Origin of the sequence: Nocardioides pini (genome assembly GCF_026712185.1) — a bacterium.
In the GTDB taxonomy this organism is placed as follows: domain Bacteria; phylum Actinomycetota; class Actinomycetes; order Propionibacteriales; family Nocardioidaceae; genus Nocardioides; species Nocardioides pini.
Genome location: NZ_JAPPUX010000002.1, coordinates 619,900 through 642,266 on the forward strand (window position 1 = coordinate 619,900; position 22,367 = coordinate 642,266).

General features: G+C 71.0%; 20 protein-coding genes and 1 pseudogene. 8 read left to right on the forward strand and 13 right to left on the reverse strand.

Annotated elements, in window-relative coordinates; genetic code table 11:
* Nucleotides 1-322 precede the first annotated feature (322 nt).
* The 4 genes from NYO98_RS09085 (at nt 323) to NYO98_RS09100 (ending at nt 3,819) form a co-directional block, all read left to right on the forward strand.
* Entirely contained in the window at nt 323-2,458 is a 2,136-nt protein-coding gene (locus NYO98_RS09085) for a hybrid sensor histidine kinase/response regulator (RefSeq protein ID WP_268111300.1), read from the forward strand.
* A gap of 4 nt (nt 2,459-2,462) precedes the next feature.
* On the forward strand, nt 2,463-2,849 hold the full coding sequence (locus NYO98_RS09090) for a response regulator (RefSeq protein WP_268111301.1): 387 nt from the start codon (nt 2,463-2,465) through the stop codon (nt 2,847-2,849).
* A 33-nt stretch (nt 2,850-2,882) separates the two neighbouring features.
* Nucleotides 2,883-3,533 (forward strand): Crp/Fnr family transcriptional regulator, encoded by a 651-nt coding sequence (locus tag NYO98_RS09095; protein WP_268111302.1) that lies wholly within the window; start codon nt 2,883-2,885, stop codon nt 3,531-3,533.
* A 94-nt stretch (nt 3,534-3,627) separates the two neighbouring features.
* On the forward strand, nt 3,628-3,819 hold the full coding sequence (locus NYO98_RS09100; RefSeq protein ID WP_268111303.1) for a hypothetical protein: 192 nt from the start codon (nt 3,628-3,630) through the stop codon (nt 3,817-3,819).
* 460 nt (nt 3,820-4,279) lie between these two features.
* Here NYO98_RS09100 and NYO98_RS09105 read toward each other — a convergent pair whose 3' ends face one another.
* From NYO98_RS09105 to NYO98_RS09140, 8 genes and pseudogenes are all read right to left on the reverse strand, one after another.
* Nucleotides 4,280-4,681 (reverse strand): hypothetical protein, encoded by a 402-nt coding sequence (locus tag NYO98_RS09105; RefSeq protein WP_268111304.1) that lies wholly within the window; start codon nt 4,679-4,681, stop codon nt 4,280-4,282.
* Between the two features lie 209 nt (nt 4,682-4,890).
* A complete protein-coding gene (locus NYO98_RS09110) occupies nt 4,891-6,453 on the reverse strand; it encodes a peptide ligase PGM1-related protein (protein ID WP_268111305.1) in 1,563 nt (520 codons plus the stop codon).
* Nucleotides 6,454-6,457: 4 nt separating this feature from the next.
* Nucleotides 6,458-7,582, reverse strand: coding sequence for an adenylate/guanylate cyclase domain-containing protein (locus NYO98_RS09115; RefSeq protein ID WP_268111306.1), 1,125 nt, complete (start codon nt 7,580-7,582; stop codon nt 6,458-6,460).
* Nucleotides 7,579-7,884, reverse strand: coding sequence for a hypothetical protein (locus NYO98_RS09120; RefSeq protein WP_268111307.1), 306 nt, complete (start codon nt 7,882-7,884; stop codon nt 7,579-7,581). The genes NYO98_RS09115 and NYO98_RS09120 overlap by 4 nt, the downstream gene beginning before the upstream one ends.
* A 489-nt stretch (nt 7,885-8,373) precedes the next feature.
* Nucleotides 8,374-9,619: pseudogene (locus NYO98_RS09125) on the reverse strand (IS256 family transposase).
* A gap of 214 nt (nt 9,620-9,833) precedes the next feature.
* Nucleotides 9,834-10,100: a hypothetical protein gene (locus tag NYO98_RS09130; protein WP_268111308.1), complete on the reverse strand. Its 267-nt coding sequence runs from the start codon at nt 10,098-10,100 to the stop codon at nt 9,834-9,836.
* A gap of 668 nt (nt 10,101-10,768) precedes the next feature.
* Complete coding sequence (locus tag NYO98_RS09135) at nt 10,769-11,449, reverse strand: response regulator transcription factor (RefSeq protein ID WP_268111309.1); 681 nt, start codon at nt 11,447-11,449, stop codon at nt 10,769-10,771.
* Complete coding sequence (locus tag NYO98_RS09140; RefSeq protein ID WP_268111310.1) at nt 11,446-13,515, reverse strand: sensor histidine kinase; 2,070 nt, start codon at nt 13,513-13,515, stop codon at nt 11,446-11,448. Before NYO98_RS09140 ends, NYO98_RS09135 begins: the two co-directional genes overlap by 4 nt.
* A 202-nt stretch (nt 13,516-13,717) precedes the next feature.
* Between NYO98_RS09140 and NYO98_RS09145 the strand changes: the two genes are divergently transcribed.
* Nucleotides 13,718-14,437: a DUF4386 family protein gene (locus NYO98_RS09145; RefSeq protein ID WP_268111311.1), complete on the forward strand. Its 720-nt coding sequence runs from the start codon at nt 13,718-13,720 to the stop codon at nt 14,435-14,437.
* 1,364 nt (nt 14,438-15,801) lie between these two features.
* Here NYO98_RS09145 and NYO98_RS09150 read toward each other — a convergent pair.
* A complete protein-coding gene (locus NYO98_RS09150; protein WP_268111312.1) occupies nt 15,802-16,323 on the reverse strand; it encodes a hypothetical protein in 522 nt (173 codons plus the stop codon).
* Nucleotides 16,324-16,501: 178 nt separating this feature from the next.
* Here NYO98_RS09150 and NYO98_RS09155 point away from each other — a divergent pair, with 178 nt between their 5' ends.
* From NYO98_RS09155 to NYO98_RS09165, 3 genes are read left to right on the forward strand one after another with little or no spacing between them, the layout of a single operon-like run.
* Entirely contained in the window at nt 16,502-17,584 is a 1,083-nt protein-coding gene (locus NYO98_RS09155; RefSeq protein WP_268111313.1) for an acyl-CoA dehydrogenase family protein, read from the forward strand.
* Nucleotides 17,581-18,906: a bifunctional PIG-L family deacetylase/class I SAM-dependent methyltransferase gene (locus NYO98_RS09160; protein WP_268111314.1), complete on the forward strand. Its 1,326-nt coding sequence runs from the start codon at nt 17,581-17,583 to the stop codon at nt 18,904-18,906. Before NYO98_RS09155 ends, NYO98_RS09160 begins: the two co-directional genes overlap by 4 nt.
* Nucleotides 18,903-19,601 (forward strand): glycosyltransferase, encoded by a 699-nt coding sequence (locus tag NYO98_RS09165; protein WP_268111315.1) that lies wholly within the window; start codon nt 18,903-18,905, stop codon nt 19,599-19,601. Before NYO98_RS09160 ends, NYO98_RS09165 begins: the two co-directional genes overlap by 4 nt.
* 13 nt (nt 19,602-19,614) lie before the next feature.
* On the opposite strand, the gene NYO98_RS09170 is transcribed toward NYO98_RS09165, so the two are convergent.
* Genes NYO98_RS09170 through NYO98_RS09185 form a run of 4 tightly spaced genes read right to left on the reverse strand, consistent with a single transcriptional unit; the run spans nt 19,615 to nt 22,366 of the window.
* Nucleotides 19,615-19,938 (reverse strand): putative quinol monooxygenase, encoded by a 324-nt coding sequence (locus NYO98_RS09170; RefSeq protein WP_268111316.1) that lies wholly within the window; start codon nt 19,936-19,938, stop codon nt 19,615-19,617.
* Between the two features lie 19 nt (nt 19,939-19,957).
* Nucleotides 19,958-20,473, reverse strand: a complete 516-nt coding sequence (locus tag NYO98_RS09175; protein ID WP_268111317.1) for a DUF1097 domain-containing protein — start codon at nt 20,471-20,473, stop codon at nt 19,958-19,960.
* Between the two features lie 10 nt (nt 20,474-20,483).
* Nucleotides 20,484-21,518, reverse strand: a complete 1,035-nt coding sequence (locus NYO98_RS09180) for an NAD(P)-dependent alcohol dehydrogenase (RefSeq protein WP_268111318.1) — start codon at nt 21,516-21,518, stop codon at nt 20,484-20,486.
* Nucleotides 21,515-22,366, reverse strand: a complete 852-nt coding sequence (locus NYO98_RS09185) for an iron-sulfur cluster assembly protein (RefSeq protein WP_268111319.1) — start codon at nt 22,364-22,366, stop codon at nt 21,515-21,517. Before NYO98_RS09185 ends, NYO98_RS09180 begins: the two co-directional genes overlap by 4 nt.
* Nucleotide 22,367 lies beyond the last annotated feature (1 nt).

Sequence of the window (22,367 nt, forward strand, 5' to 3'; positions counted from 1 at the left end):
CGATGAGGACTGCTCAGTAGAACAACCGGAGCTGCCGATGAGCGAATGGTCGCCTACGAAGGTGCCGCTTCTACATCTGAAACACCTTCTCACGGGTGAGGCGTTCAGGTGCGCCCTGCCGGTGGTTGCCGACCCCGACGACGCGGGTGGACACTGGTTGATGCGGTCAAGCGTGCCCGACCGCAGGGAGGACTCGCCCGTGGTCGAAGCTGCGCCGTTCCCAAACCGGGGTTCCATCAGCGCCGCGGAGCACCAGCAGCTCCGCCGGGACTACGACGCCCTAGCTGACCAGTTCGGCGCCACGTCTGAAGTGCTTGAGGCAATGGGCCGGTCGACTGCCGACCCGGAGGCGGTGCTCACCACCATCGTCGAGAACGCGCGACGGCTGTGCCGGTCGGAGGCCGCGCACCTCTACCTCGTGGAGGGCGACACTTTCCGCCTCAGGATGACGGTCGGGCTCTCCGAGGCGTCCCGGCAGGTGCTGACCGAGCACCCGATCACGATGGACCGGGAGACCCTCACCGGACGCGTCGGCCTGGAGCGGAGAACGCTCCAGATCCGGGACGTGCTGGCCGACCCGGACTACGGCCGTTACGACCTTCAGCGAGCGGCGGGCTTCCGCACTGTGATCGCAGCCCCGCTGATCGTCGATGACGCGGTCGTCGGGGCCCTCAACGTGTGGCGCAACGAGGTCCGCCCGTTCGACGACCGCGAGGTGGGCATCGTCAGCGCGTTCGCTGTTCAGGCGGCCATCGCCGTCAACGGCGTCGGGCTGGTCCAGCAACTGGAGACTCGAAGCGCGGAGCTGGCCCGCAAGGTCGACGAGCTGGAGGCGCTCCGCGCGGTCGGCGAGGCAGTCAGCTCGACCCTCGACGTCGAGGATGTCCTCGACACGATTGCCGAGCACGCGGTCGTTCTGTCCGGCACCGACGGTGGCTCGATCATGGAGTACGCCGAGCGGGACCGCCGGTTCGTCGTTCGCAGCGTCTACCGCACGGCCCCCGAGGTCGTCGAGCAGCTGCGCTCGGTGAGGATCGACCTCGACCGGACGCTCGTCGGGAGAGCCGCGCTGGAGCGGCGCCCGATCGTCGTTCCTGACCTCGCGGCCGTCGAGCTCGACCCGCACCTGGCGATCCTGCACAGCGCCGGGTGGTCCTCCCTCGTCGCCGTCCCCCTGCTTCGCGAGGACACGATCGTCGGCTCGCTGATCGTTCGGCGTAAGCGCACCGGCGACTTCACCCCCGAGGTCGTCGACCTCCTGGAGACCTTCGCCAGCCAGTCGGCGCTGGCGCTGTTGAACGCCCAGCTCTTCCGGGAGCTGAAGGACCAGAGCCTCGCCCTCGAGCTGGCGAGCCGGCACAAGACGGAGTTCCTGGCGAGCATGTCGCACGAGCTGCGCACCCCGCTCAACGCTGTGCTCGGCTTCTCCGAGGTGCTGCTCGAGCGCATGTTCGGCGACATCAACGACCGGCAGGAGGAATACCTGCGCGACATCCACAGCTCTGGGAAGCACCTGCTGGAGTTGCTGAACGAGATCCTCGACCTGTCGAAGGTGGAAGCCGGGCGGATGGAGATCGACTACACCGGCTTCGACCTGCGCGTGCTCCTTGAGGAGGCGATGGCCATGCTCCGCGAGCGGGCGACCGCTCGCCGCATCGACCTCAGCGTCGACGTCGAGCCGGGCCTGGTGCAGGCGTACTCCGACCAGCTTCGGCTCAAGCAAGTCGTGCTGAATCTCGTGACGAACGCCGTCAAGTTCACCGGCGACGGTGGCTCGGTCGTGGTCCGGGCGCGTCGGACGCCGATCGACATCGAGGTCACGGTGACCGACACCGGGGTCGGGATCCCGGAAGCCGACCGTGAGCGCATCTTCGAGTCCTTCCAGCAGGGCGGCCGAGGTGCCTCACGCGAAGAGGGCACCGGACTCGGGCTGACCCTGTCGCGCCGCATCGTCGAGCTGCTCGGGGGCCGGATGTGGCTGGAGAGCGAGGTGGGCGTTGGCAGCACCTTCGGCTTCATGCTCCCGTCGCGCACCAGCGACAACGCCGCCGCTCCGACATCGACCTCCGGGATGTGCGAGGTCGTGGTGATCGAGGACGACCGGCCCTCGCTTGATCTCTTCACGGCCTTCCTCGACGGCGACTCGATGCGGGTCATCACCGCGCGCGACGGCCAGGCCGGGCTCGAGGCCGTGCGCCAGAACAGGCCGAGCGCGGTGCTGCTCGACATCAGGCTGCCGGGCATGGACGGCTGGGAGGTCCTGAGCAGCCTCAAGCAGGACCCCGACACCCGCGACATCCCCGTGATCGTGGTGTCGATCGTGGACGAGCAGCAACGCGGCGCCGCACTGGGGGCCGCGGCATACCTTGTGAAGCCGATCGGACGCGGCGCACTGCTCGACGCCCTTGCCCGGGTTGTGCCCTCCCTGCAAGACCCCGGCGTGGCAGGAGAGGAGTGAGGGCGTGACGACCGGCAGACGGGTCCTCGTCGTCGAGGACAACCCCAAGAACCTCAAACTCGTCCGGGACGTGCTGACCCACTACGGGTATGACGTCGTCGAGGCGACCACAGGCGAGGAGGGAGTGCGCCTCGCCGCACAGGTCGCCCCCGACCTCGTCCTGATGGACCTGCAGCTGCCCGGCATCGATGGCACAGAGGCGCTGCGGCGACTCCGGGAGGCCGAGAGCACCCGTTCGGTACCGGTCGTGGCCGTCACCGCCTTCGCCATGGACGACGACCGCGAGCGGGCGCTCGCCTCCGGGTTCGACGGCTACGTCGAGAAGCCGATCAGTGTGCGGGCCCTGCCCCAACAGGTGGAGGACTTCCTCGGCCTCGGAGACGCGCGATGACCCCCCGGCCTCGCGCCGCGGGCCACTGACGCCGTGTGGCGGCTGCTCGAACCTCTTCGACCCGAGGACCGGGAGGCGTTCCTCGCCCTTACTCACCGCCGCACGTTCGCGCGTGACGAGGTTCTGTGCCACGAGGGTGACCCGGCGGACTCGCTGCACCTGGTCGAACGCGGCCACCTGGCCGTGCGCGGCACATTGCCGTCGGGCGCCGCCGCCACCTTCACGGTCCTCTCACCCGGGGACTACTTCGGCGAGCTCGCCCTCATGCGCACCGACAGACGCCGCACGGCAACGGTGACGGCGTTGGAGGAAAGCCAGACACTCGCGGTCGCCGGAACGGCATTCAACCGGCTCTGCCAGAACAACCCGGACATCGAACGACTCCTGTCCACGCTCCTGGCCGACCGGATCGACCTCCTCAGCCGGCGACTCCTCGAGACTCTGTACGAGACCCTGGACCGTCGGGTCCACCGTCGTCTCCTGGACCTCGCCGATGCCTACGGCGGGAGCGACGGCGCTGTCACGATCCCTCTCAGCCAAGCCCAGCTCGCAGACCTGGTGGGGGCGACACGGCCGCCCGTCAATCAAGTCCTCAAGCGGCTCGCGGACCGCAACGTCGTCAGGCTCGGTCGCTCGCGGATCGAGGTCCTGGACCGGGCGGAGCTGCGCCGACGCAGTACATGAGTGATCTGTCCGAGTGTCTCCTGGCGAACAGAACTTTCCTCATCCGCGGCTCAGGATCGGGGTCATCACCCAGATCCCAGCGAAGGAGCCCGACATGCACCCCTATGAAGCCGACGCACTCACTCGAGCCATCATCGCCGACCGCATCCGCGAGACAGAACACCAGCGCCTCGCCCGCGAGGTGAAGCAGTACAAGCGTCGCAACGACGTCAGCACCGCGACCGCACCCGCCGACCGGCACTCGCGCCTCTGGAGGCTCGTCCACCTCTCGCACGCCTACGGCTGACCGGACGGATCCGACCATGTCCACCCAGTCCGCCGCCCGGACCGCGACCCGGGGCGACCTCCTCCACGACGCGCTGCGTGAGGAGCTGCTGCGTTTGGCCAGGCGCGAAGACGACGCTGCCAGCCGGGAGGCGGCACTCGTGCAGTACTGGGAACCCACTCCTGTCACCGTGGTCGTCCACCGACAGTGTGCCGCAGTCCTGCGCGACGCCGCTGATGAGCTCCTTCCACACTGTCGCCGTCCAGGAACGGGCGGGACAGGACCAGCAGCGGCGAGTACGTGAGGCGCCTCTTCGCCCCAGTCCCCAAGACGGCGCCACCATCGGCGACCACGGCGGGGTTGCCCCGACGTGCCACCTTTCCGCAGTCGACGCCTCAATACGAATGGGACGTCGTGAACCTCGACTCGTCCCTTCACGGCGTCGGCGCTAGGCACCGAAGAACCTGCCCGGGCGGTCAACTCATGCTGGCAACATCCGTCGCAGTGCGTCAACGGTCCAGTGCGGCGCGACCCCGTCGGCGGCCGCGAGGTAGGCGATGAGGTTGTCGGCGTCGAGCCCGAACCCGTCCGCGAGTCCCTCGAGCATCGTGCGGACGTACGACGCCGACGGGGTGCGGGCCGGCGGGACGCGCGAGCCGGTGAGAGTGAGCATGCGGTGCCCGTCGAGATCACCGACGTCGAGCAGGACGTCGTACGTCCGGGAGAGCCCGTGACGGGTCGGGTGCCCGTCGGTCTCGAGCACGAGCGCCGCGCCAACTGGCCGCCTTGCCTCCTGCGCGACGAGGTCGCCGAGCTGCTCGAGGCGCAGCAGATAGGCACGGGCATGAACCACTCCGCCGGTGTCGCAGGTGAAAAACGCCATGCCACCTCCCCACACGCTCGACTCACCGGCGAAGGACAGGCGGCCACGTAGCTCGACGGGTCGGACGTCCCGGGGTGGCGACGGGTCGCGGCAGCCGTCGTATCGGCGGTCCGCTCCCGGCGGACGTCCACCGGAGAGGTAGCAGCCCAGCCGCGCAGTCGACAGGTTCGTCCCGTAGGCGACGTACCAGACGAGGGCCCCGCTGCCCGTCACCTGGGCAGCGTTCCCGGTGTGCACGCCAGCTCTGCCTCCTCGAGCAGCGCCTCGGTGGCGTCCTGGTAGGTCTCCCGCGCCTGTTCGGGGTCGTCCCCTATCGCCGTCATGCCGAGCCGACCGCACTCGGTCACGCAGCTGATCATGTGGAAGACGACACCGGTCTGGCGTGAGTTGTCGAAGTGGAGTCGCCGGCGTGCTACCACGTCGAACACGTCGCGCGGGGTGAGCGCCATCAGGCGCTCGTCCTCGAGATGGTCGGTCGCCACGAGGAACTTCGCGGACCCCGACGCCGCGCGGTAGAGCCCCTCGTCACCGTGGTACGCGCCGCCGACCAGGTACTGCAGGTTGAGGAAGGGGTGGGTGGTCCCGCCCTTGCGCAGGTTGAGCTCGATCGCGTAGGCCGTCCAGTCGTCCGCGTCGTCGCGAACCGTGACGAAGTCGACGGCGAAGCGACCCAGCACGCCACGCTCGGCGAGGTCGCGCCCGACGGCCAACGCGGGCTCAGAGATCAGGCGGGAATACGCCGGGTCGGCTGGGAACACGCACCCCAGGTACTGCTGGCCGCTCGCTCCGCCCAGCAGCTGGTCGTGGGTCGACAACAGCTCGACGGTGCGACCCGGCAGGACGCGCATCTGCACGCTGGGGCTGGTCAGCGCCGTCCCGGTGATCCGCTCCTCCACCACACCCCCGAGACGCTCGAACGTTGCAAGGAACTCGCTTACTCCGAGGCCGGGAGCCTCGGGCTGCAAGCTGTGGATCCGGGCGCGCACCGCGGACGCCTCGTCGGGGTCGCCGGGCGCCGGCAGTCCCGACAGGTCGACGAGCGCGTTGCCCGACCCGGACACACCCTCGTTGATCTTCACGATCACCTCCGTCAAGGACGGCAGGTGGGCCCGCATCGACGACACCGCGTTAGCGAGGTCGTCCACCGAATGGAGGCCCTCGGCCCCAGCCGGCGCGCGGACGCCGACGTCACTGAACAGCCGGCGGCACCCGGACTTGCTGCCCAGCGGCGCGAGGCGCGGGTCCGCACCGTACATCGGGATGCCGAGGCTGATCGCGACGTCGCGCTCGAGCTCCGTGGTCGTGTAGGGAATCAGGTGGCTGACGGACCGGTCAGGGATGAGGTCGCGGATCCGGTGCAGCACGCGGGGCCGCTCCAGCACCTTCAGGCTCAGCGGCCGCGCCGACGCGTCGCCGACCGACACCAGGAAGAGCCGCCGGCGGGCGTTGCTGGGGATCACCCCGGGCAGCAGGCTGAGGTAGTAGTCGACGATCTCGTCGGCGATGGGTGAGGACGTGACGTAGACGAGCCGCAGCATCGGTTGTCGCAGCAGCAGCAGCTGGAACAGCGCGCGCTCCTCCATCGCCTGCATGAGCGTCCCGCTCGTCGCCGTCGTTCCCTCGAGGCTGACCGACGGCACGACGACCGCCGACTCCTCGGGCCGGTCACGCCGCATGGCCTCCCACACCCGCGGCAGCTGTTGCTGGAGGAGGTCGAAGGCGGCGTAGCGCTGCTCCTCGTCCAGGTCCGCCAGCGTCGTCGACGCGTCCATCCGCCTACCTACCGACCGTCCCTGGCAGCACGTCGTGCACGCGTACGGGCCGGCTGAACCCCTTCGGCTGCACGTCGCCCACCACGTCCGCCGCCACCTGCTCCTCGACCTGCGCCAGCACGCGGTCGGTGACCAGCACCTGCCACGGGCCCGCGTCGGAGCAGAGGCGCGCCGCGAGGTTGGTGACGCTCCCGATCGCCGCGTAGTCCGAGCGACCGGGGTAACCGATCCGGCCCAATGTTGCGAAACCCTGCGCGACGCCGATGCCCAACGACAGGTCGTGGCCCCGGCGTACCCAGCCAGCGGCGAGGCTGCGTACGTCCTCGCGGACGGCCAGCGACATCGCGATCGCCGCTCCGGCCGGGTCGGGCACGGGGACGGGGTCGTTGAAGAAGACCATCACGCCGTCGCCGGTGAAGCGCTCGAGCGTGCCGCCGTGCTCCTCGATGCGTGCCCCGAGTGCCAGGTGGAACTCTCCGAGTACGTGCATCACCTCTTCCGGCTCGGACGCTTCGGCGAAGGGCGTGAAGCCGCGGAAGTCGCAGAAGACCACGACGATCTCGCGGCGATGGCTGGCGAGGAGTCCTTCGTCGTTGACGACGACGTCGGCCAGCTGCGGCGACAGGAACCGGCGCAGCCGACCCATGCGCTCGATCTCCTCCACCTGCGCGGTCACCCGTCCCTCGAGCTCACGGTTCCATGCGGCAAGCTCGGCGGCCTGCCTGCGCACGGTGTCGTGATAGCCCTTGATCCGCGCGAGGGACCGGACCCTGGCCAGCAGCTCGGACTGGTCGAAGGGCTTGGTGATGAAGTCGTCCGCCCCGGCCTCGAGCCCCTCCAGCCGCTGGGCGCCACCGCCGGCGGTGATCATCACGACCGGGAGGAACTCGGTGCGGGGATCGTGCCGGATACGGCGGCACACCTCGCAACCGTCCATTCCGGGCATCTGGACGTCGAGGAGGACGACGTCGACCTGGGACGACCCGAGGAGGTCGAGCGCCTCGGGCCCGCTCGTCGCCACCAGGACGTCGTAACCGCGAGGCGAGAGCACCGCGTCCAGGAGGCGGAGGTTCGCCGACTGGTCGTCCACCGCGAGCACGGTCTGGCGCGTCCCCGTCTGCCCGTTCACGGTGCACCCGCGTCGAAGAACCGCGCCACCTGGACGTAGTGGACGAAGGCGGCCGAGACCATCCCGGAAACGCGGCGCAATTCGAACGCATCGCCGCCGGCAAGGTAGAGCTGACCGGCGTGGGCCCGGGGAATCCTTGCGGCACGGTCGACGACCGTGCCCAAGGTGTCACCTGGCTCGGCGCCTGCTCCTCCCAGCGGGTCGAGGATCTCGGGCGCCGCGGCCGCCTGCTCCTGGACGCCGCCGAGCCGACGGTGCACGGCCGCACCGCCGCCGGTTCCCGTCGTCGGGCTCTCCTCCATAGCACCGTCCCTGCAGCCCCCCGCGCTTCGAGTCTGCTCCCGCTGTGCGGGAGCGGCAAGCCCCGAGTTGGGGAAGGTCAGCCAGGAACCTGCGCGCGGCGCGGCGCCGCGAAGCGCATCGCGCTCCAGCGCGGCTCATTGGACGACAACTCGGCGTAACGGAATGGTCGCTTGGACGGAGGCTCGTCCTGAAGCTCCATACGCAGCAACCGCGGGACCGCGCCGCGGTGCGCCACGAGTCGGGGGGCCAGACACCCGAAGCGTCCCCTCGTTAACCGCGATGAGTCCATGGTTGGCGGGGAGGCGGGGTCTACTTCTCGGCACCTTTTCCACCCTGCGGTCGAACCCGACTCTCCCTCTCACCTGCCGGGATGGCCGGGGACCTGCCTATGCGCTTCCGACATCCGGGTCTGCCGCTGATGGTGCGGGGATCTGCCGAGGTCAAGTCCCCAGGCGTGGTGTACGACGGTGATTCCTCGTTGATGTTGTTCAGGCGCTGATTGCGCCGGCTGGGATGGTGTCCTCCTCGGGGTCGTTGCTGGTGATGAGGGTGAGTCGGCTCTTGGCGAGGACGTCGAGTCCGAGGTAGCGGCGTCCGTCGGCCCATTCGTCGTTCTGCTCGGCCAGGACGGCGCCGACGAGCCGGATGATGGAGGTCCGGTCTGGGGAGATCCCGACGACGTCGGTGCGGCGGCGGATCTCGCGGTTGAGGCGCTCGTTGGGGTTGTTGGACCAGATCTGGCGCCACACCGCCTTGGGGAACGAGGTGAACGCGAGGACGTCGGCACGGTGCTGGTCGAGGTGCGTGTGGACCTCGGGCAGAGAGGTCTCGATCTGGTCCAAGAGCTTGTCGTACTGGTGCTGCACGGCGTCGGCGTCGATCTGGTCGAACACCGAGTGCAGCATCGCTTTGACTCCGCCCCAGGCGTGCTTGGGACAGATCGACATCAGGTTTGCGGTGTAGTGGGTGCGGCAGCGTTGCCACGACGCGCCGGGCAGGGCGGCGCCGATTGCGTCGACCAGTCCGGCGTGGGCGTCGCTGGTGACCAGCGCGACCCCGGACAGGCCGCGGGCGACGAGGCCCTTGAAGAAGGTGTTCCATCCCGCACCGGACTCCGCCGTACTGGTGGCGACGCCGAGGATCTCGCGGAACCCGTCGGCGTTGACGCCGGTGGCGACCATGACCGCGATCTTGATGACCCGGCCACCTTCGCGGACCTTCATGGTCAGTGCGTCGGCGGCGACGAACGTGTAGGGGCCGGCGTCGAGGGGGCGTTCGCGGAAGTCGCGGACCAGCTCGTCGAGGTCGCGGGCCATCACGCTGACTTGGGACTTCGACAGTCCGGTGATGCCCAGGGACTGCACGAGGCGGTCCATGCGTCGGGTGCTGACGCCGAGCAGGTAGCAGGTCGCGACCACCGACGTCAGGACTGCTTCGGCGCGGCGGCGTCGCTCGAGGAGCCACTCGGGGAAGTACGAGCCCTCACGGAGCTTCGGGATCGCGACGTCGAGGGTCCCGATCCGGGTGTGGAGGTCGCGGTGGCGGTAGCCGTTGCGGCGGGTTGGACCGCTCGGGGTCACGCGTGCCGTAGGAGGCACCGCAGACACTGTCGGCATCGGCGGAGAGCAGGGTGTTGATGAAGCCCTGCATCAGCTCACGCAGCAGGTCCGGGCTGGCTTGGGCGAGGTGCTCGTGCAGGAACTCGGCGGGGTCGATAGTGGGACCAGCGGTTATCGCTGTGCCTCTCTTCGAGTGGGTTGTAGGAGATTCCTCGAAGAATCACGCGGTGACCGCGCCAACGTCTACGCCCTGGCCGTCACCACCTCGTACACCACTCTGCTGGACGCAACTTCTGCCGATGGCCGGGTAGCACCGGACATCCGGATCTGTCGACATGAGGGCTATCCGTTCTCGACCGGGTCGCTCGTGGGAGCGATCAAGGACGACGTCAAACGACCTTGAGTTGGACGATCACTTCGTCCGAGTTGTCCGCCACCACATCGACCAGACCCGGTTGGTCGATACTCGTCACGAAAGCTGACGTGCCACCTTGGTAGTTGAACGTCTGCTCGGGAGAAGAGCGCACGCAGATCGAGCCCTTCATCGAGGCGCCCGCGGTGACCGGCAGTGCAAACGTCTCGCCCGCCCGCACCTCGACGGCCCCGTCGTCCGTCTCCGTTGTGTCGCTTGAGAGATCAAGTTCGATGACCTGCATGCCTGGGGTCGAAGACGCTGTCGCCGAGGGGTTGCCCGCCTTCCCGGGTGATGCTTCGTCCTGTGCCGTCGGCGTGGACAAACCTCCTTCGTCGGAGCATCCGCCCAGCACGAGAGCCACCCCAAGCGTGGCTCCGGAGATCCAGTTGGCGAAGCGTCGCGCTCGCCGATCTGTGTTGAGGACCATCGCACTCCCCCGGGTGGTGGATGTCCGCGCACTGTCTCACATCAACTGGGAGGTTCTGGCTGATCTCTTGCGGCCAATGGTCGACTGGTCTTGTCTCGCAAGACCGCGGATCTGCCCCGCCGAGAGCGCGGCGAACGACCGGATCTGCCGCCCCTCTGTGTCAAGGAGCGGCTGGGGCGAGGGTCTTCCTGCCCACGGGTGGTCGGCGTAGCGTCGGCTACGAGCATCCGCTCATGCCGATGTCCGGATGCGAGCGCCGTGGGACTTCGCCGACGGCTCCGGCTCGCAATGTGGGCGACTTGCTACCTCTCGAGTCGCGGCCGCTAGGACTTGCCATGAGACCTCCGCGCGGGGCGCCGAGAGCCGGCTCTCCGATGGTCACAAGGATCGCCCGGTCTCGACGAGCCCGACGGGTTGGCTCCCGCCAGCCAACGGCGAGCGCGTCTCGAGGTCGGCAGAACAGCTGAGCCTACGAGCGCCGGCTAGGGTCGACTGACGGGCTCTCCCAGGCCGGCCCTGCGGGCCAGCAGGATTGCATCGGTCCGGTCACTAGCGCCGATTTTGGCCACCGCGTTGGAAACGACGTTGCGCACGGTCTTGTCGGAGAGGTGTAGTCGGGAACCGATCGCCGCGTTGGAGAGACCGCCCGCGACGAGGTCGAGGACCTCGAGCTCGCGGTCGGTCAGGTCCGGGAACGCCTCGGCACCCCGACGGGCGGGCCGCGGTGAGTCCTGCACACGCAGGAGCACCTGCTGGGCCACCGGGCCGCCGAAGACCGCGCCGCCCGACGCCACCTCGTGCATGGCGCGCGCGATCTCGTCCTTCGTCGCACCCTTCACCACGTAGCCGCGTGCGCCGGCTCGCAGTGCGGCGACGACGCTGTCGGCCCCTTCGTGCATCGAGAGCACCAGCACCGCCACCCCGGGGTGCTCCGCGGCGATGGCCCGCGTGGCCTCGACCCCGCCCATCCCCGGCATGGAGAGGTCCATCAGCACCACGTCCGGGCTGAGGAGCCCGGCGAGCCTGACGGCCTCGATGCCGTCCGAGGCCTCACCGACCACGTCGACGCCCGGCAGCGACCCCAGAACCATCGCGAGACCTTCGCGGTAGACGGGGTGGTCGTCGGCCACTACGACACGCAGCGGACGGTCCTGCTCGCTCATGGCAGCACCTTCTCATCCGACACCCGCTCTGGTGTCGCGTTCGCGACGGCTGCCGGCTCCGCCACCGGCACGGGCAGTCGGGCCGCCACGACGGTGCCGCCGGACGCGCCCGAGATCACGGTGCACGAGCCGCCGATCTCCTCGGCGCGCTCCCGCATGGACTGCAGCCCCACGCCTGCAGCGCGAGCCGGACCCAGCCCGGTGCCGTCGTCGGCGACCGTCACCTCGACCGACCGGTCGAGTCGCTCGACGCCCAGCCTCAGTCGGTGCGCGCCGGCGTGCCTCGCCGCGTTCGACAGTGCTTCGGTCGCGATCCGTAGCGTGGCGACCTCGACGGCGGCCGGGAGGCCGCCGAGATCCCCCCGGAGGGCGACGTCCACCTCAAGCCCGGAGACCCGGAACCGCTCGCCCACGGCCTTGAGCGCCTCGGTGAGCCCCAGGTCGTCGAGCGCCGCGGGACGAAGGCCGTCGACGATGCCGCGCAGGGTCGCCACGGAGTCGGTCATCAGTCTCTCCGCGCGCCCCGCCATGGCCGCAGCCGGGTGCTCCTCGAGCTGGGATCGGACCTCGCCGAGGTGCAGCGCGACCGCGGCGAGCAGCGGGCCGAGGTCGTCGTGCAGGTCGTGCCGGAGCCGGCGGCGTTCCTCCTCCCGCGCGACCACGATCCGCTCGCGCGACACCTGCAGCGCGTCGCGCAGCTGTGCCGCATGTGCCGCGACGGCCACCGGTCGGGCCAGCTCCTGGAGCAGCCTGAGGTCGCCGGGCCGCGCGCTCCGTTCGCCGGTGCGGGGCGCGACCAGCAGGCGGCCGACCAGCTCGCCACCGTGGACCAGCGGCACCTCCACGACGTACGGCGGCGGGGTGCCGCTGCCGGCCGACGGACCGTCGGTCACCTCCACGTGGGCCCAGGGCAGGCCCAGCGCCTGCCGGACCGCCTCGGCGACGCGCTCCACCGCCTCGGTGCCGCGGGGCGCGGCTGCGACGGACTCGAGCCGGTCGCCCAGCTCAACGAGCGTCCGGTAGGGGTCGGCTCCGACGCCGCGGGTGACCCGGTCGACGACTCGCTGCACCCGTCGGCGGGCCGGCTCGGCGAGCAGCGCCACCACGACGGTCGCGACGAGCGGGGCGCCCGATCGCCGGCCGACCAGGTCGCCGAGGACGACGACTGCCACGGCATAGACCGCCACGACCAGCAGGGTCAGCACGACGTAGCCCGAGGCGCGGCGGATGACCCAGTCGACGTCCCAGAGCCGGTAGCGCATCCCAGCCACGGCCACCGACAGCGGGAGTGGGAGGACGGCCGACGCCAGGAGCAAGTCGGACCCCCCGTCCGGGCCGACCAGCTGGAACAGCGCGAGCAGCACCAGGGTGAGCCCCGCGCCGAGGGCCACCCACTTCAGCTGTTGCCGCTCCTCTCCGTCCGAACGGCGCAGCCGCAGGACGAGAGAGGACAGTCCGACGAGGGCCCCGACCATGACGAGTGGCAGGCTCACGGCGAGCAGGATCGGGCCGACGGTGGAGCCGACGGGCGAGGTGATGCCCTCCGGCAGGCCCTCGAGGGGAGGGACATCCATCTGGTCGTAGGGCGTCACCGCCCAGGCCAGCGGCGCCAGCACGGTCAGCGCGACACCCGCTCGCCACGCCCACCGCCAGCGGGGGGAGAGCAGGTCGCCGTCCGGGAGGCGCAGGGGCAGCAGCACCGCCACGGCGCTGTAGCCCACCGCCCACACCCACGACCCCAGCCACAGCGTCAGCTCGCCGCCGGGCAGCGACCCGGGCTGTGCCACGAGCGTGTGCCTGGCCCAGTCGGCGAAGAGGTTGGCGAGGGCGAGCGAGAGCCCGGTGAGCAGCAGCAGGCGCGCCGTCACCGATCCGGCACGGCGCAGGCCGAGCACGGTCCCGGTCGTCAGGAAGGCGACGGCGGCCACCGCGGAGGGAGCGGGCCCGAGGCCGTCGACCGCCCGTAGCAAGGACGACCCAACGACGGCGAGGAGGCCGATCCCGCCCCCGCCGAGGGCGATCGCACGGTCGGTGCGCGACGGCACGTCGGCGGCGGAGGTCGGCATGAGCACATGCTGCCGACCGGGCGCGACCCCTGTCACGGGACACGACGTCCCTCCTCTGCCGGGACATGCCGCCCGACCACGGGACCGGACGACCCCGCCGAGAGGTGACGCGTCGTCTCGCGACAGCGGGACGACCGGTCCCGCAGTGTCGGCATCGGCGCCGGGAGGTCCGACGCCGCAGAGATGTCGAGGAGACACCCACATGCACGAGTCAACCCTTCCCACCGTCGGCGACTGGGCGCGCGAGGTCGTGCCCGCAGAGGCCGACGTCCACAACAAAGGGCGCCGGTCCAGGGCCGCGGACCGGCGGCTCGCGACCGTGCTCGCCACCGCGATGGTCGCAGCGCCGCTGGCGATGACCGCGTGGTTCCTGGTCGAGCCGGCCGTGCTCCCCCGCGAGGACGCTCAGGTGTTCCTCGCCTCCGTCGCCTCGTCGCCGGGGCGGTACCTCGCGGGCACGATCCTCGTCGCCCTCAGCGGCCTTGCCGGCATGGTGGCCGCGTTCGGCCTGGCGCGGGTCCTGGGCCAGCGGCTCCCCCGGCTCGGGCGCGTCATCGGCGTGCTCACGTTCCTGTCGGGCGCCGGCCTGCTCGTTCAGGTCGGGTTCCGGTCCTTCGTCTGGTCGCTGGTCGACCCGGGCAGCGTCCCGGCCTCGTCGGTGGAGAGCTTCCACCGGTTCCAGACCGGCGGGCTCTTCGACGTGCTGGTGGCACCGGGCCTGGTGTTCGGCGGCCTGGCAACGCTGCTGACCGTCGGTGCCCTCCTCCGCACGCGGATGGTGCCGTTGTGGGTGCCCGGCGCGATGGTCGTCGGCCTCGTCCTGGCCTCGGGCGAGTTCGCCGACCCGGTCACGGTCGCCGGGGCGGCCGTGGGCGCGCTCGCAAACCTGCGGCTCGCGCGGGAACTGTTCCGCCGCGACTGACGTCGGCACGGCCTCAGGCCCCCGGACCGCTGCTGCGGCCGGGGGCCGTCAGGGCGCGAGGGCGGACCAGGGAGGGCTCCAAGCGCCAGCGCCAGGAACGGCGCGTGACCAGACCCCGGGCCAAGTAGTCGGCGTGCAGCGGGTGAGCTGGATCGCATCCACGTGCGGCCGCGGCCATCTCGGCGTGTGTCCGCATCTGCCGCATTGAGCTTGCGGATCTGCCGATCCGCAGGCGCTTCGCGCGGGAGCCCTCGCGACGCGGGCCGAGTCGACCTGCGCGAGCGTTTCCCAGCGGCTTGATGCCGAGTGCGACATCGTTGACCGGTGCCCAGCGACCCCACGAACTCGATCCTGAGCGCCGGCGCGCGCGACGTGTTGCGTCCGATGGGCCTGCGTCAGAGGGGCCGGTCTCGTACTTGGTTGGACGATAATGGGTGGTGGCTCACGGTCGTCGAGTTCCAGCCTTCCGGATTTGGAAAGGCGTCCTATCTCAACGTCGGCATCTGCTGGCTGTGGAGCGCACAACCCCGGAAGTACCTGTCGTTCGACTTTGGTAACCGCGTACCAGGTGCTGGTGGGTTCTTCGAGTCCGAGGAGCAGTGGCGTGGGGTTGTCGAGCACTTGGTCCGACAGGCAGCAGACGAGGTCGATCACTACCGAGAGCTCGTGCCTGACCTTGCTGCCGCGGCTCACGAGTGCGTGCTCTATGAGGAGCACCGGGTTGCTGACCTGCGTGAAAGAGACGACACGTGCGAGGTGCCGGCCGGCTGGCCCACATGGCACGCAGCTGTGGCCAGCGGCCTGGCTTCTGACATCGAGCGGGCTGTGCACACTTCGCCCACGCCGCGACGGCCGGGTTGGGAGACGATTCAAGGTCCGAGTTCTGGCGTCCGGTCAGGGAACGCGCCACCGAGTGGTCGCATCTTGTCCAAAGAGACCACGCGGCATTCGTGCGGCAGGTGCGTCGGCACACCGTGGAGCAGCGCCGAGTGCTGAAGCTCGATGAGGCCTTCCCCAAGTGATTTCACCCGCCGCAGTACGGGTGTACCGGCAAACGGTGCCAGAGTGCTCTCAACGAGTCGTCGCAGCACTTCCTTGAGCCAGGGACGTTGCAATGGAACGTCAGAGTTGTCAACCGTTGTCCCCTGCGGATGTCGACCAAATCTCGAAGCGACTGCGGTCCGGGCATTCGGTCAAGCCGACAGCTCGAGTCTGGGGGCTGTCGACGAGCACGGTGCGGAGCCATCTGATCCGGTGCGGTGGGATCAAACCGTCACCCATGCGGGTCAGTGTCCGCACCAGAGCGGCGCCGCGCGCCACCCCGCTGGGTGCATCGGCCCACGTCGGTCGTGCCGACGAGGTCCCTAACGGCTGGAGCCCCAGGTCTCGTGCCAGTACGCGGCGTTCCTGCTACCCACGCGAAGGATGGCATCAGCCTCGACGGGAGCTGGCCACAGCTGCACCAGGTAGAAGTCGACGGTCCCGTCCGCGAGCTCGTCCGCGTCTCCGGCGTCACGCCCACGAGCACACACCCGGACCCGGTGCGGTCCGGGCGGCAGGACGAACCGACCGCCGCTCTCGCCGGCCCAACTGGTCCACCCGCAGTCGCCCTGCTCACCGACGACCGTCGACACCTCGACGACGTCCTCCCACTCCGCGCCGCACGGGATGACCCCGTCATGTGCCTCGATGCGGACCGCTGACCCCCCGGACCGGCGGCCGAGGTTCAGGTAGATCCATCCGGGGACGGCGGCCCCAGCGACCCCATTGACCTGCCCGGAGAAGGTGGCCTCAATGTCACCGTCGTCCTCGGCGTCGTCGGAGAACCAGAGGTCCAGCTGCCCGTAGTCGGTCTCGACGACCTCGTCCATCAGCACACGCACCATGGAAAGAGCCTCTCCCGTTCCGCGGCGAGGGAAACACTTCCGCCGAGACTTTCCGCTGACGCCTCGCCGATGCGCGCGATCCCGCAGGTCCGCGAACCATCCGCGGCAGACCGGGGTGTGAGCGACCAGCCCATTGGGAGGTCCCGCCGGACGCGTGGTGCGCCCTAGCGTCCGGGAGGTGCGCGCGCAGCCGGTGGGACAGATGACGGACGACAAGGCAACTGCCCGACGCGGCGTCCGCTGCATAGAGCTCGCAGACCTGACGAACGAGCAACGAAGCGAGCTCACCGAGCTCACCGAGCAGGCGCACGCGTCAGGGGGTGACGTACGCGGTGCGTTGGAGCTCGCACGCGCCGCAGGCACCCGGCTGCCGCACCCCGGCGGCGGCGTCACGGCGTACCTGTGGTCCGCCCTCGCCAGCGTCGCCGCGGCCGACCTCACCGTCGCGCGGGTGCTGGAGCCGCACCTGGACGCACACGCCATCCTCGAGCAGGCGGGTGAGGAGGCCGGCGACGGGGCCTGGGGCGTGTTCGCGGCCGAGGGTCCGGGTGAGCCGCTGCGCGCGACCAGGCACGGTGAGGCGTACGTCCTCGATGGGCGCAAGCACTGGTGCTCGCTCGGGGGCGAGCTCGACGGCGCGCTCGTCAGCGCGTGGGTCGGCCGGGAGCGCCAGCTCTTCGCCGTGGACCTCCACCACCCGGGCGTGAAGGCCGTGGCCGGGACGTGGGTGGCGCGCGGGCTCGCCGCGGTCGACTCCGGTCCCCTCGACCTGGACGAGGTGCCGGCCACGGCCGTCGGCGCGCCCGGGTGGTACCTCGAGCGTCCCGGGTTCGCATGGGGAGCGATCGGCGTGGCCGCGGTCTGGTTCGGCGGGGCGGTGGGTCTCGCCAGGCGCATGGTGGCGGCGTCCGGGACGCGCGAGCCCGACCAGGTGGCGCTGATGCACCTCGGCGCCGTCGACGCTCGCCTGCACGCGGCGCGGGCCGTCCTGCAGCAGGCGGCCACGGCGCTCGACGCCGGCGAGCTCGCCGGACCGGCGGGCTGGCGCGCGGCGCTCCGAGCACGTGAGGTGGTCGCTGGCGCGTGCGAGGACGTGCTGCGGCGTGCCGCGCACGGGCTGGGGCCGGGACCGCTGGCGACCGACGAGGAGCACGCCCGTCGGGTGGCCGACCTCGAGCTCTACCTCCGCCAGTGGCACGCCGAGCGCGACCAGGCGTCACTCGGCCGCCTGCTCCTCGACGACCCGGGGTCGGGCTGGTGATCGCTCCCCGCTTCCGCCACGACCAGCCCGGTACGACGGCGGCCTCGTGGTCGGACGTCCTGACGAACGTGCCGATCCTCGATCTGCCCGCGTCCCGCCGACGCGTCGTCGTCGTGGGCGCGCACCCGGACGACGAGACGCTCGGCGCGGGCGGCCTGCTGCATGCTGCTGCGCGCGAGGGTCGGCGCGTCGAGGTCGTGACCGCGACGGCCGGCGAGGGCTCGCACCCGCGCTCTCCCACCCACTCCCCCACAAGGCTCGCGGAGGTGCGCAGGGCCGAGCTGCGGCGGGCGACCGAGGTCCTCGCCCCGGGCGCGCGCGTCACCTGCCTCGACCTGCCCGACGGTGCGCTCGACGGGCACGTGGAGGACCTGGTGGCTGCGCTCGTCGAGGTCATCGGCACCGACGGCGACGACGTCCTGCTCTGTGCACCGTGGCGTGGCGACGGCCACCCCGACCACGAGGCGGCGGGACGAGCCGCCGCGACCGCGGCCCACCGCACCGACGCCCTGCTGTGGGAGTACCCCGTCTGGATGTGGCACTGGGCGCGACCGGAGGACCTCGCGACGGACCACCTCTCGCGGCTGGCGCTGTCGTCCGACGCCGTGACGGCCAAGCGCTCAGCCGTCGACGCCCACCAGAGCCAGGTCCGGCCGCTCTCGCCCGCCCCCGGTGACGAGGTGCTCCTCGGGCCCGACCTGCTCGCCCACTTCGACCGTGACCACGAGGTCTTCCTCGTCGGTGGCCCCGCGGCCGACGACCGGTCCCTCGACCAGGTCCACCGCGAGCGGCGCGACCCGTGGGACGTCGGCTCCTTCTACGAGCGCCGCAAGCGCGCGGTGTCGCTGGCCAGCCTGCCGAGGGAGCGCTACCCACTCGCCCTCGAGGTCGGCTGCTCGATCGGCGCCCTGGCCGTCGACCTCGCGCCGCGCTGCGAGCGGCTGCTGGCGGTCGACGACAGCCCCACCGCCGTCGACCTCGCCCGCCGTCGTACGTCCGGCATCGCGGGGATCGACGTCCGGCTGGCGCGCGTGCCCGACGAGTGGCCGGCGGCTCGCTACGACCTGGTGTCGGTGTCCGAGGTCGGCTACTTCCTCAGCCCGCGGCGGCTCGCCGAGCTGGTCCGGCTCTGCCTCACCTCGCTGGCCGACGACGGGCACGTGCTGCTGTGCCACTGGCGCCACCAGCCCGTCGGCTGGCCGCTGGCCGGACCGGCCGTCCACGACACGTTCGTCGAGGCCTTCCTCGCGGCGGGCGGACGGGTGCTGGTCGAGCACCAGGAGCCCGACTTCCTGCTGCACGTGCTGGGTCGGACCTCGTGACACCTCCCGACGCCCTGGCCGTCGTGGTGCCTGCTCGCGACGAGGAGCTCCTCCTGCCCGCCTGCCTCGACGCGGTCGCGGCCGCCGTGGCGGAGCTGGGGTCGGCGTACCCCCACCTGCCCGTGCAGGTCCTGGTCGTCCTCGACGCGTGCCGTGACGGTTCTGCGCAGGTGGTGCGCGAGCGCGAGGGCGTCGTCGCGGTGACCACCCTCGCCGGCTCCGTCGGCGTCGCTCGCTCCGAGGGCGTCGAGGCGGCCGCGACGTGGGCCGCGGGCACCGGCCGGCGCTCGCTGTGGATCGCGAGCACCGACGCCGACAGCGTCGTCCCGCGTCACTGGCTGACGTCGCACCTCGGCTGGGCGGCCGGCGGTCTCGGCCTCGTGGTCGGCACCGTCGAGCCGCGGCCCGGTGACCTCTCCGCCGCAGCGCTGTCGGCCTGGCACCGGCGCCACACGACGGCGGACGGCCACGACCACGTCCACGGCGCCAACCTCGGATTCACGCTGGATGCCTACCGCACGGCCGGCGGGTTCCCGCTCCTGCCGACGCACGAGGACGTCGGGCTGGTGACGGCGATGCGCGAGGCCGGTGTGCCCTCGCTCGCCACCGGCGCCGTCCCGGTCGTCACGTCAGGACGCAGGACCGGGAGGGCGCCGGGCGGGTTCGCGCACTACCTCGACGAGCTCGGCGCCTGAGGCGCCGGACGGCTCAGCCGACCTTCATCTCCCCCAGCTCGTTCCAGCCGTCCTGGTCGACCTCGGTGCTGACGATGTCGGGGGTGCGGGCGAGGTACTGCGGGAGCTCGGCCTGCGCTGCCTTGAAGTGGTCGGAGGAGACGTGCGCCCCGCCGGCGTCGCCGTCGCGGAATGCCTCGACGAGGACGTACTCGTGCGGGTCCTCCAGGCTGCGCGACCACTCGAACCACAGGCAGCCCTCCTCGGCGCGCGTGGCCTCGGTGAAGGCCCGCGAGAGCTCCGGCCAGTCGTCGGCGTGCTCGGGCTTGATCGGGAACTTGGCGGTGATGAAGATCAAGGCGATCCCTCCGTCGGGGTCAGGTGGCCGGGGTGGCTGTGGTGGCGGCCGGCGCAGGCGACCGTCCGTCGATCGCGGACTGCAGCGCCGCACCGAGCTTCTCCGAGACGATACCGAGCAGCGCCCCGGCCACGACGGCGATGGCCACGCCGCCGAGGTCGAAGCCGGTCCCGAAGAAGACAGCCGTCCCGGCGAAGCCGCCCGGGATGAACGACAGCAGCGGGAGCGCTGCCTCGACACAGAGGACGAACCCGACGACGGTGACCATGAGTGCCAGCGCGAGCGTCGACCCGCTGACGTTCTCCAGGCCCTGGCTGATCACCCAGCCCCAGAAGACGCCGGCGAGGTTCGCGGAGAGCCCCTTGGCCAGGCCCGTGGTGCCGCCACCGGCGGCGAAGAAGCAGGCCCACGCGATGAACGCGACCCAGGTGATCCACGCGAGCTCGACGCTCGCGAAGGTCCAGACGCCGGCGAGCACGCCGACGGAGATGCCGATGCCCAGCAGGGGCTTGATGCGGTCCATCTGAGATGCCATGGCGGTGCTCCTAGGGGATGAGGATCGCGCGGCCGCGGACCCGGCCGGCGTCGAGGTCGGAGATGGCGGTCTGGAAGTCGTCGAGCGCGTACTTCTGGGTGTGCAGCGTGACGGCGCCGCGGGCGGCGAGGGCCATCAGGTCACACAGGTCGTTGTAGGAGCCGACGAGGTTGCCGATGACGTTCTTCTCCGAGGAGATGAGGTCGATGGTCGGGACGACGACGTCCTCGCCGTAGCCCACGACGTGGTAGTCGCCGGCCTGCCGGGTCATCGCCAGGCCCTGGGCGGTGGAGCCACCCTCGCCGACGAAGTCGACGACCACCTCGGCGCCGTGGCCGCCGGTGATGTCGAGGACCTCCTCGACCTGCTTGCCCTCGGCGACCACGCCGTGGTCGGCGCCGATCGAGAGGGCCAGCTTGAGCGCCTCGGGGTTGCGGTCGACGACGACCAGCTGGGCCGGCGAGAGCGCCTTGAGCACCTGGATGCCGATGTGCCCGAGGCCGCCGGCGCCGATGACGACGCAGGTGTCACGCGGGGTGAGCCGTCGCGCCGCCTTCGCCGCTGCGTGGTACGCCGTCAGGCCGGCGTCGGCGAGCGCCGCGACGTCGGCGGGCTCGAGCGAGTCGTCGATGGGGACGACGCTGCGTGCCGACGTCCGGAGGTACTCGGCGTACCCGCCGTTGGTGTTGATGCCGGGGAACTGGTTGTCCTCGCAGTGCACGTCGTCGCCGGTGCGGCACGCGCGGCACAGTCCGCACGTGACGAGCGGGTGCACGATCACCTTGTCGCCCTCGCGGACGTTGGTGACCGCCGAGCCGACGGCGTGCACCCAGCCGGCGTTCTCGTGGCCGATCGTGTAGGGCAGTGTCACGCCCGACTTCTCCTCCCACTGCCCCTCGAGGATGTGGAGGTCGGTGCGGCACACACCGGCGCCGCCGATGCGGACGACGACGTCGAACGGGCCGGTGGCCTCGGGGACGTCGACCTCGTGCATCTGCAGGTCCTGGTGGTAGCCGACGACCTGGACGGCTCGCATCGTGCTCATCGGGTGGTCTCCTTCGAGGGCGGGGTCAGCAGGGAGGTCAGGGGGACGAAGGTGGGGTCGTAGGACACGTCGGAGGGCTCGGCCCCGTCGGCGCGGTGGACCTGGTCGTCCTCCGATCCGGGGTAGCGGGTGCGGAGCAGGCCGCGGCAGAAGTGCGCGTTGCCGTCGATCGAGATGCGCGTGGAGCGTGCGCGGCGCAGCGCCATCGGTACGTCGTCCGGCTGGACGCCGGCGTGGTCGACGAGCACCGGCGACGTGCCCGTCAGGGGCAGGCCGACGGCCTCCCGGCGCCGCAGCAGGGCGTCGGTGTGGTTGCCCCGGGGCAGGTCGTCGAGGACCACCTGCCCCAGGGCGTCGAGGGGCCGGTCCGGCTCGGCGCGCAGCAGCGCGGTCAGGCAGCGCTCCATCGCAGCGGTGTGGGCCTTGCGGCGGAAGGTCTCCCGCAGCTCCTCGAGGTCCTGCTCGGCCTCGTGTCCGAAGGTGCCGCGGTAGCCGGCGTCGGCGGCCAGTCCGGCGTTGATCTTGTCGGAGTCGTGGTGGTCGTCGAGCTGCACCACGACGCTCCGCGTCCAGGGCAGGGCCGCGAGGACGTCCTTGCTGTCGGACGCCATCAGGTAGGCGAAGTTCGGCGAGCAGAACGAGGTCGGGAGGCGCAGGTGCACCTCCACTCCCCCGGCCTGGTCGACCGCCACCGACCGGACGAAGCCGAGGTCGGTGATGGGCTCGTCGAGCTCGGGGTCCATGACCACGCCCAGCGCCGCGCGCACCGCGTCGGCGTACGACGTCCGGCCCGCATTCGCGGTGAGCGCGGCGGTGAGGCCGGCGACGACAGTGGGGGCGAGCGTCATG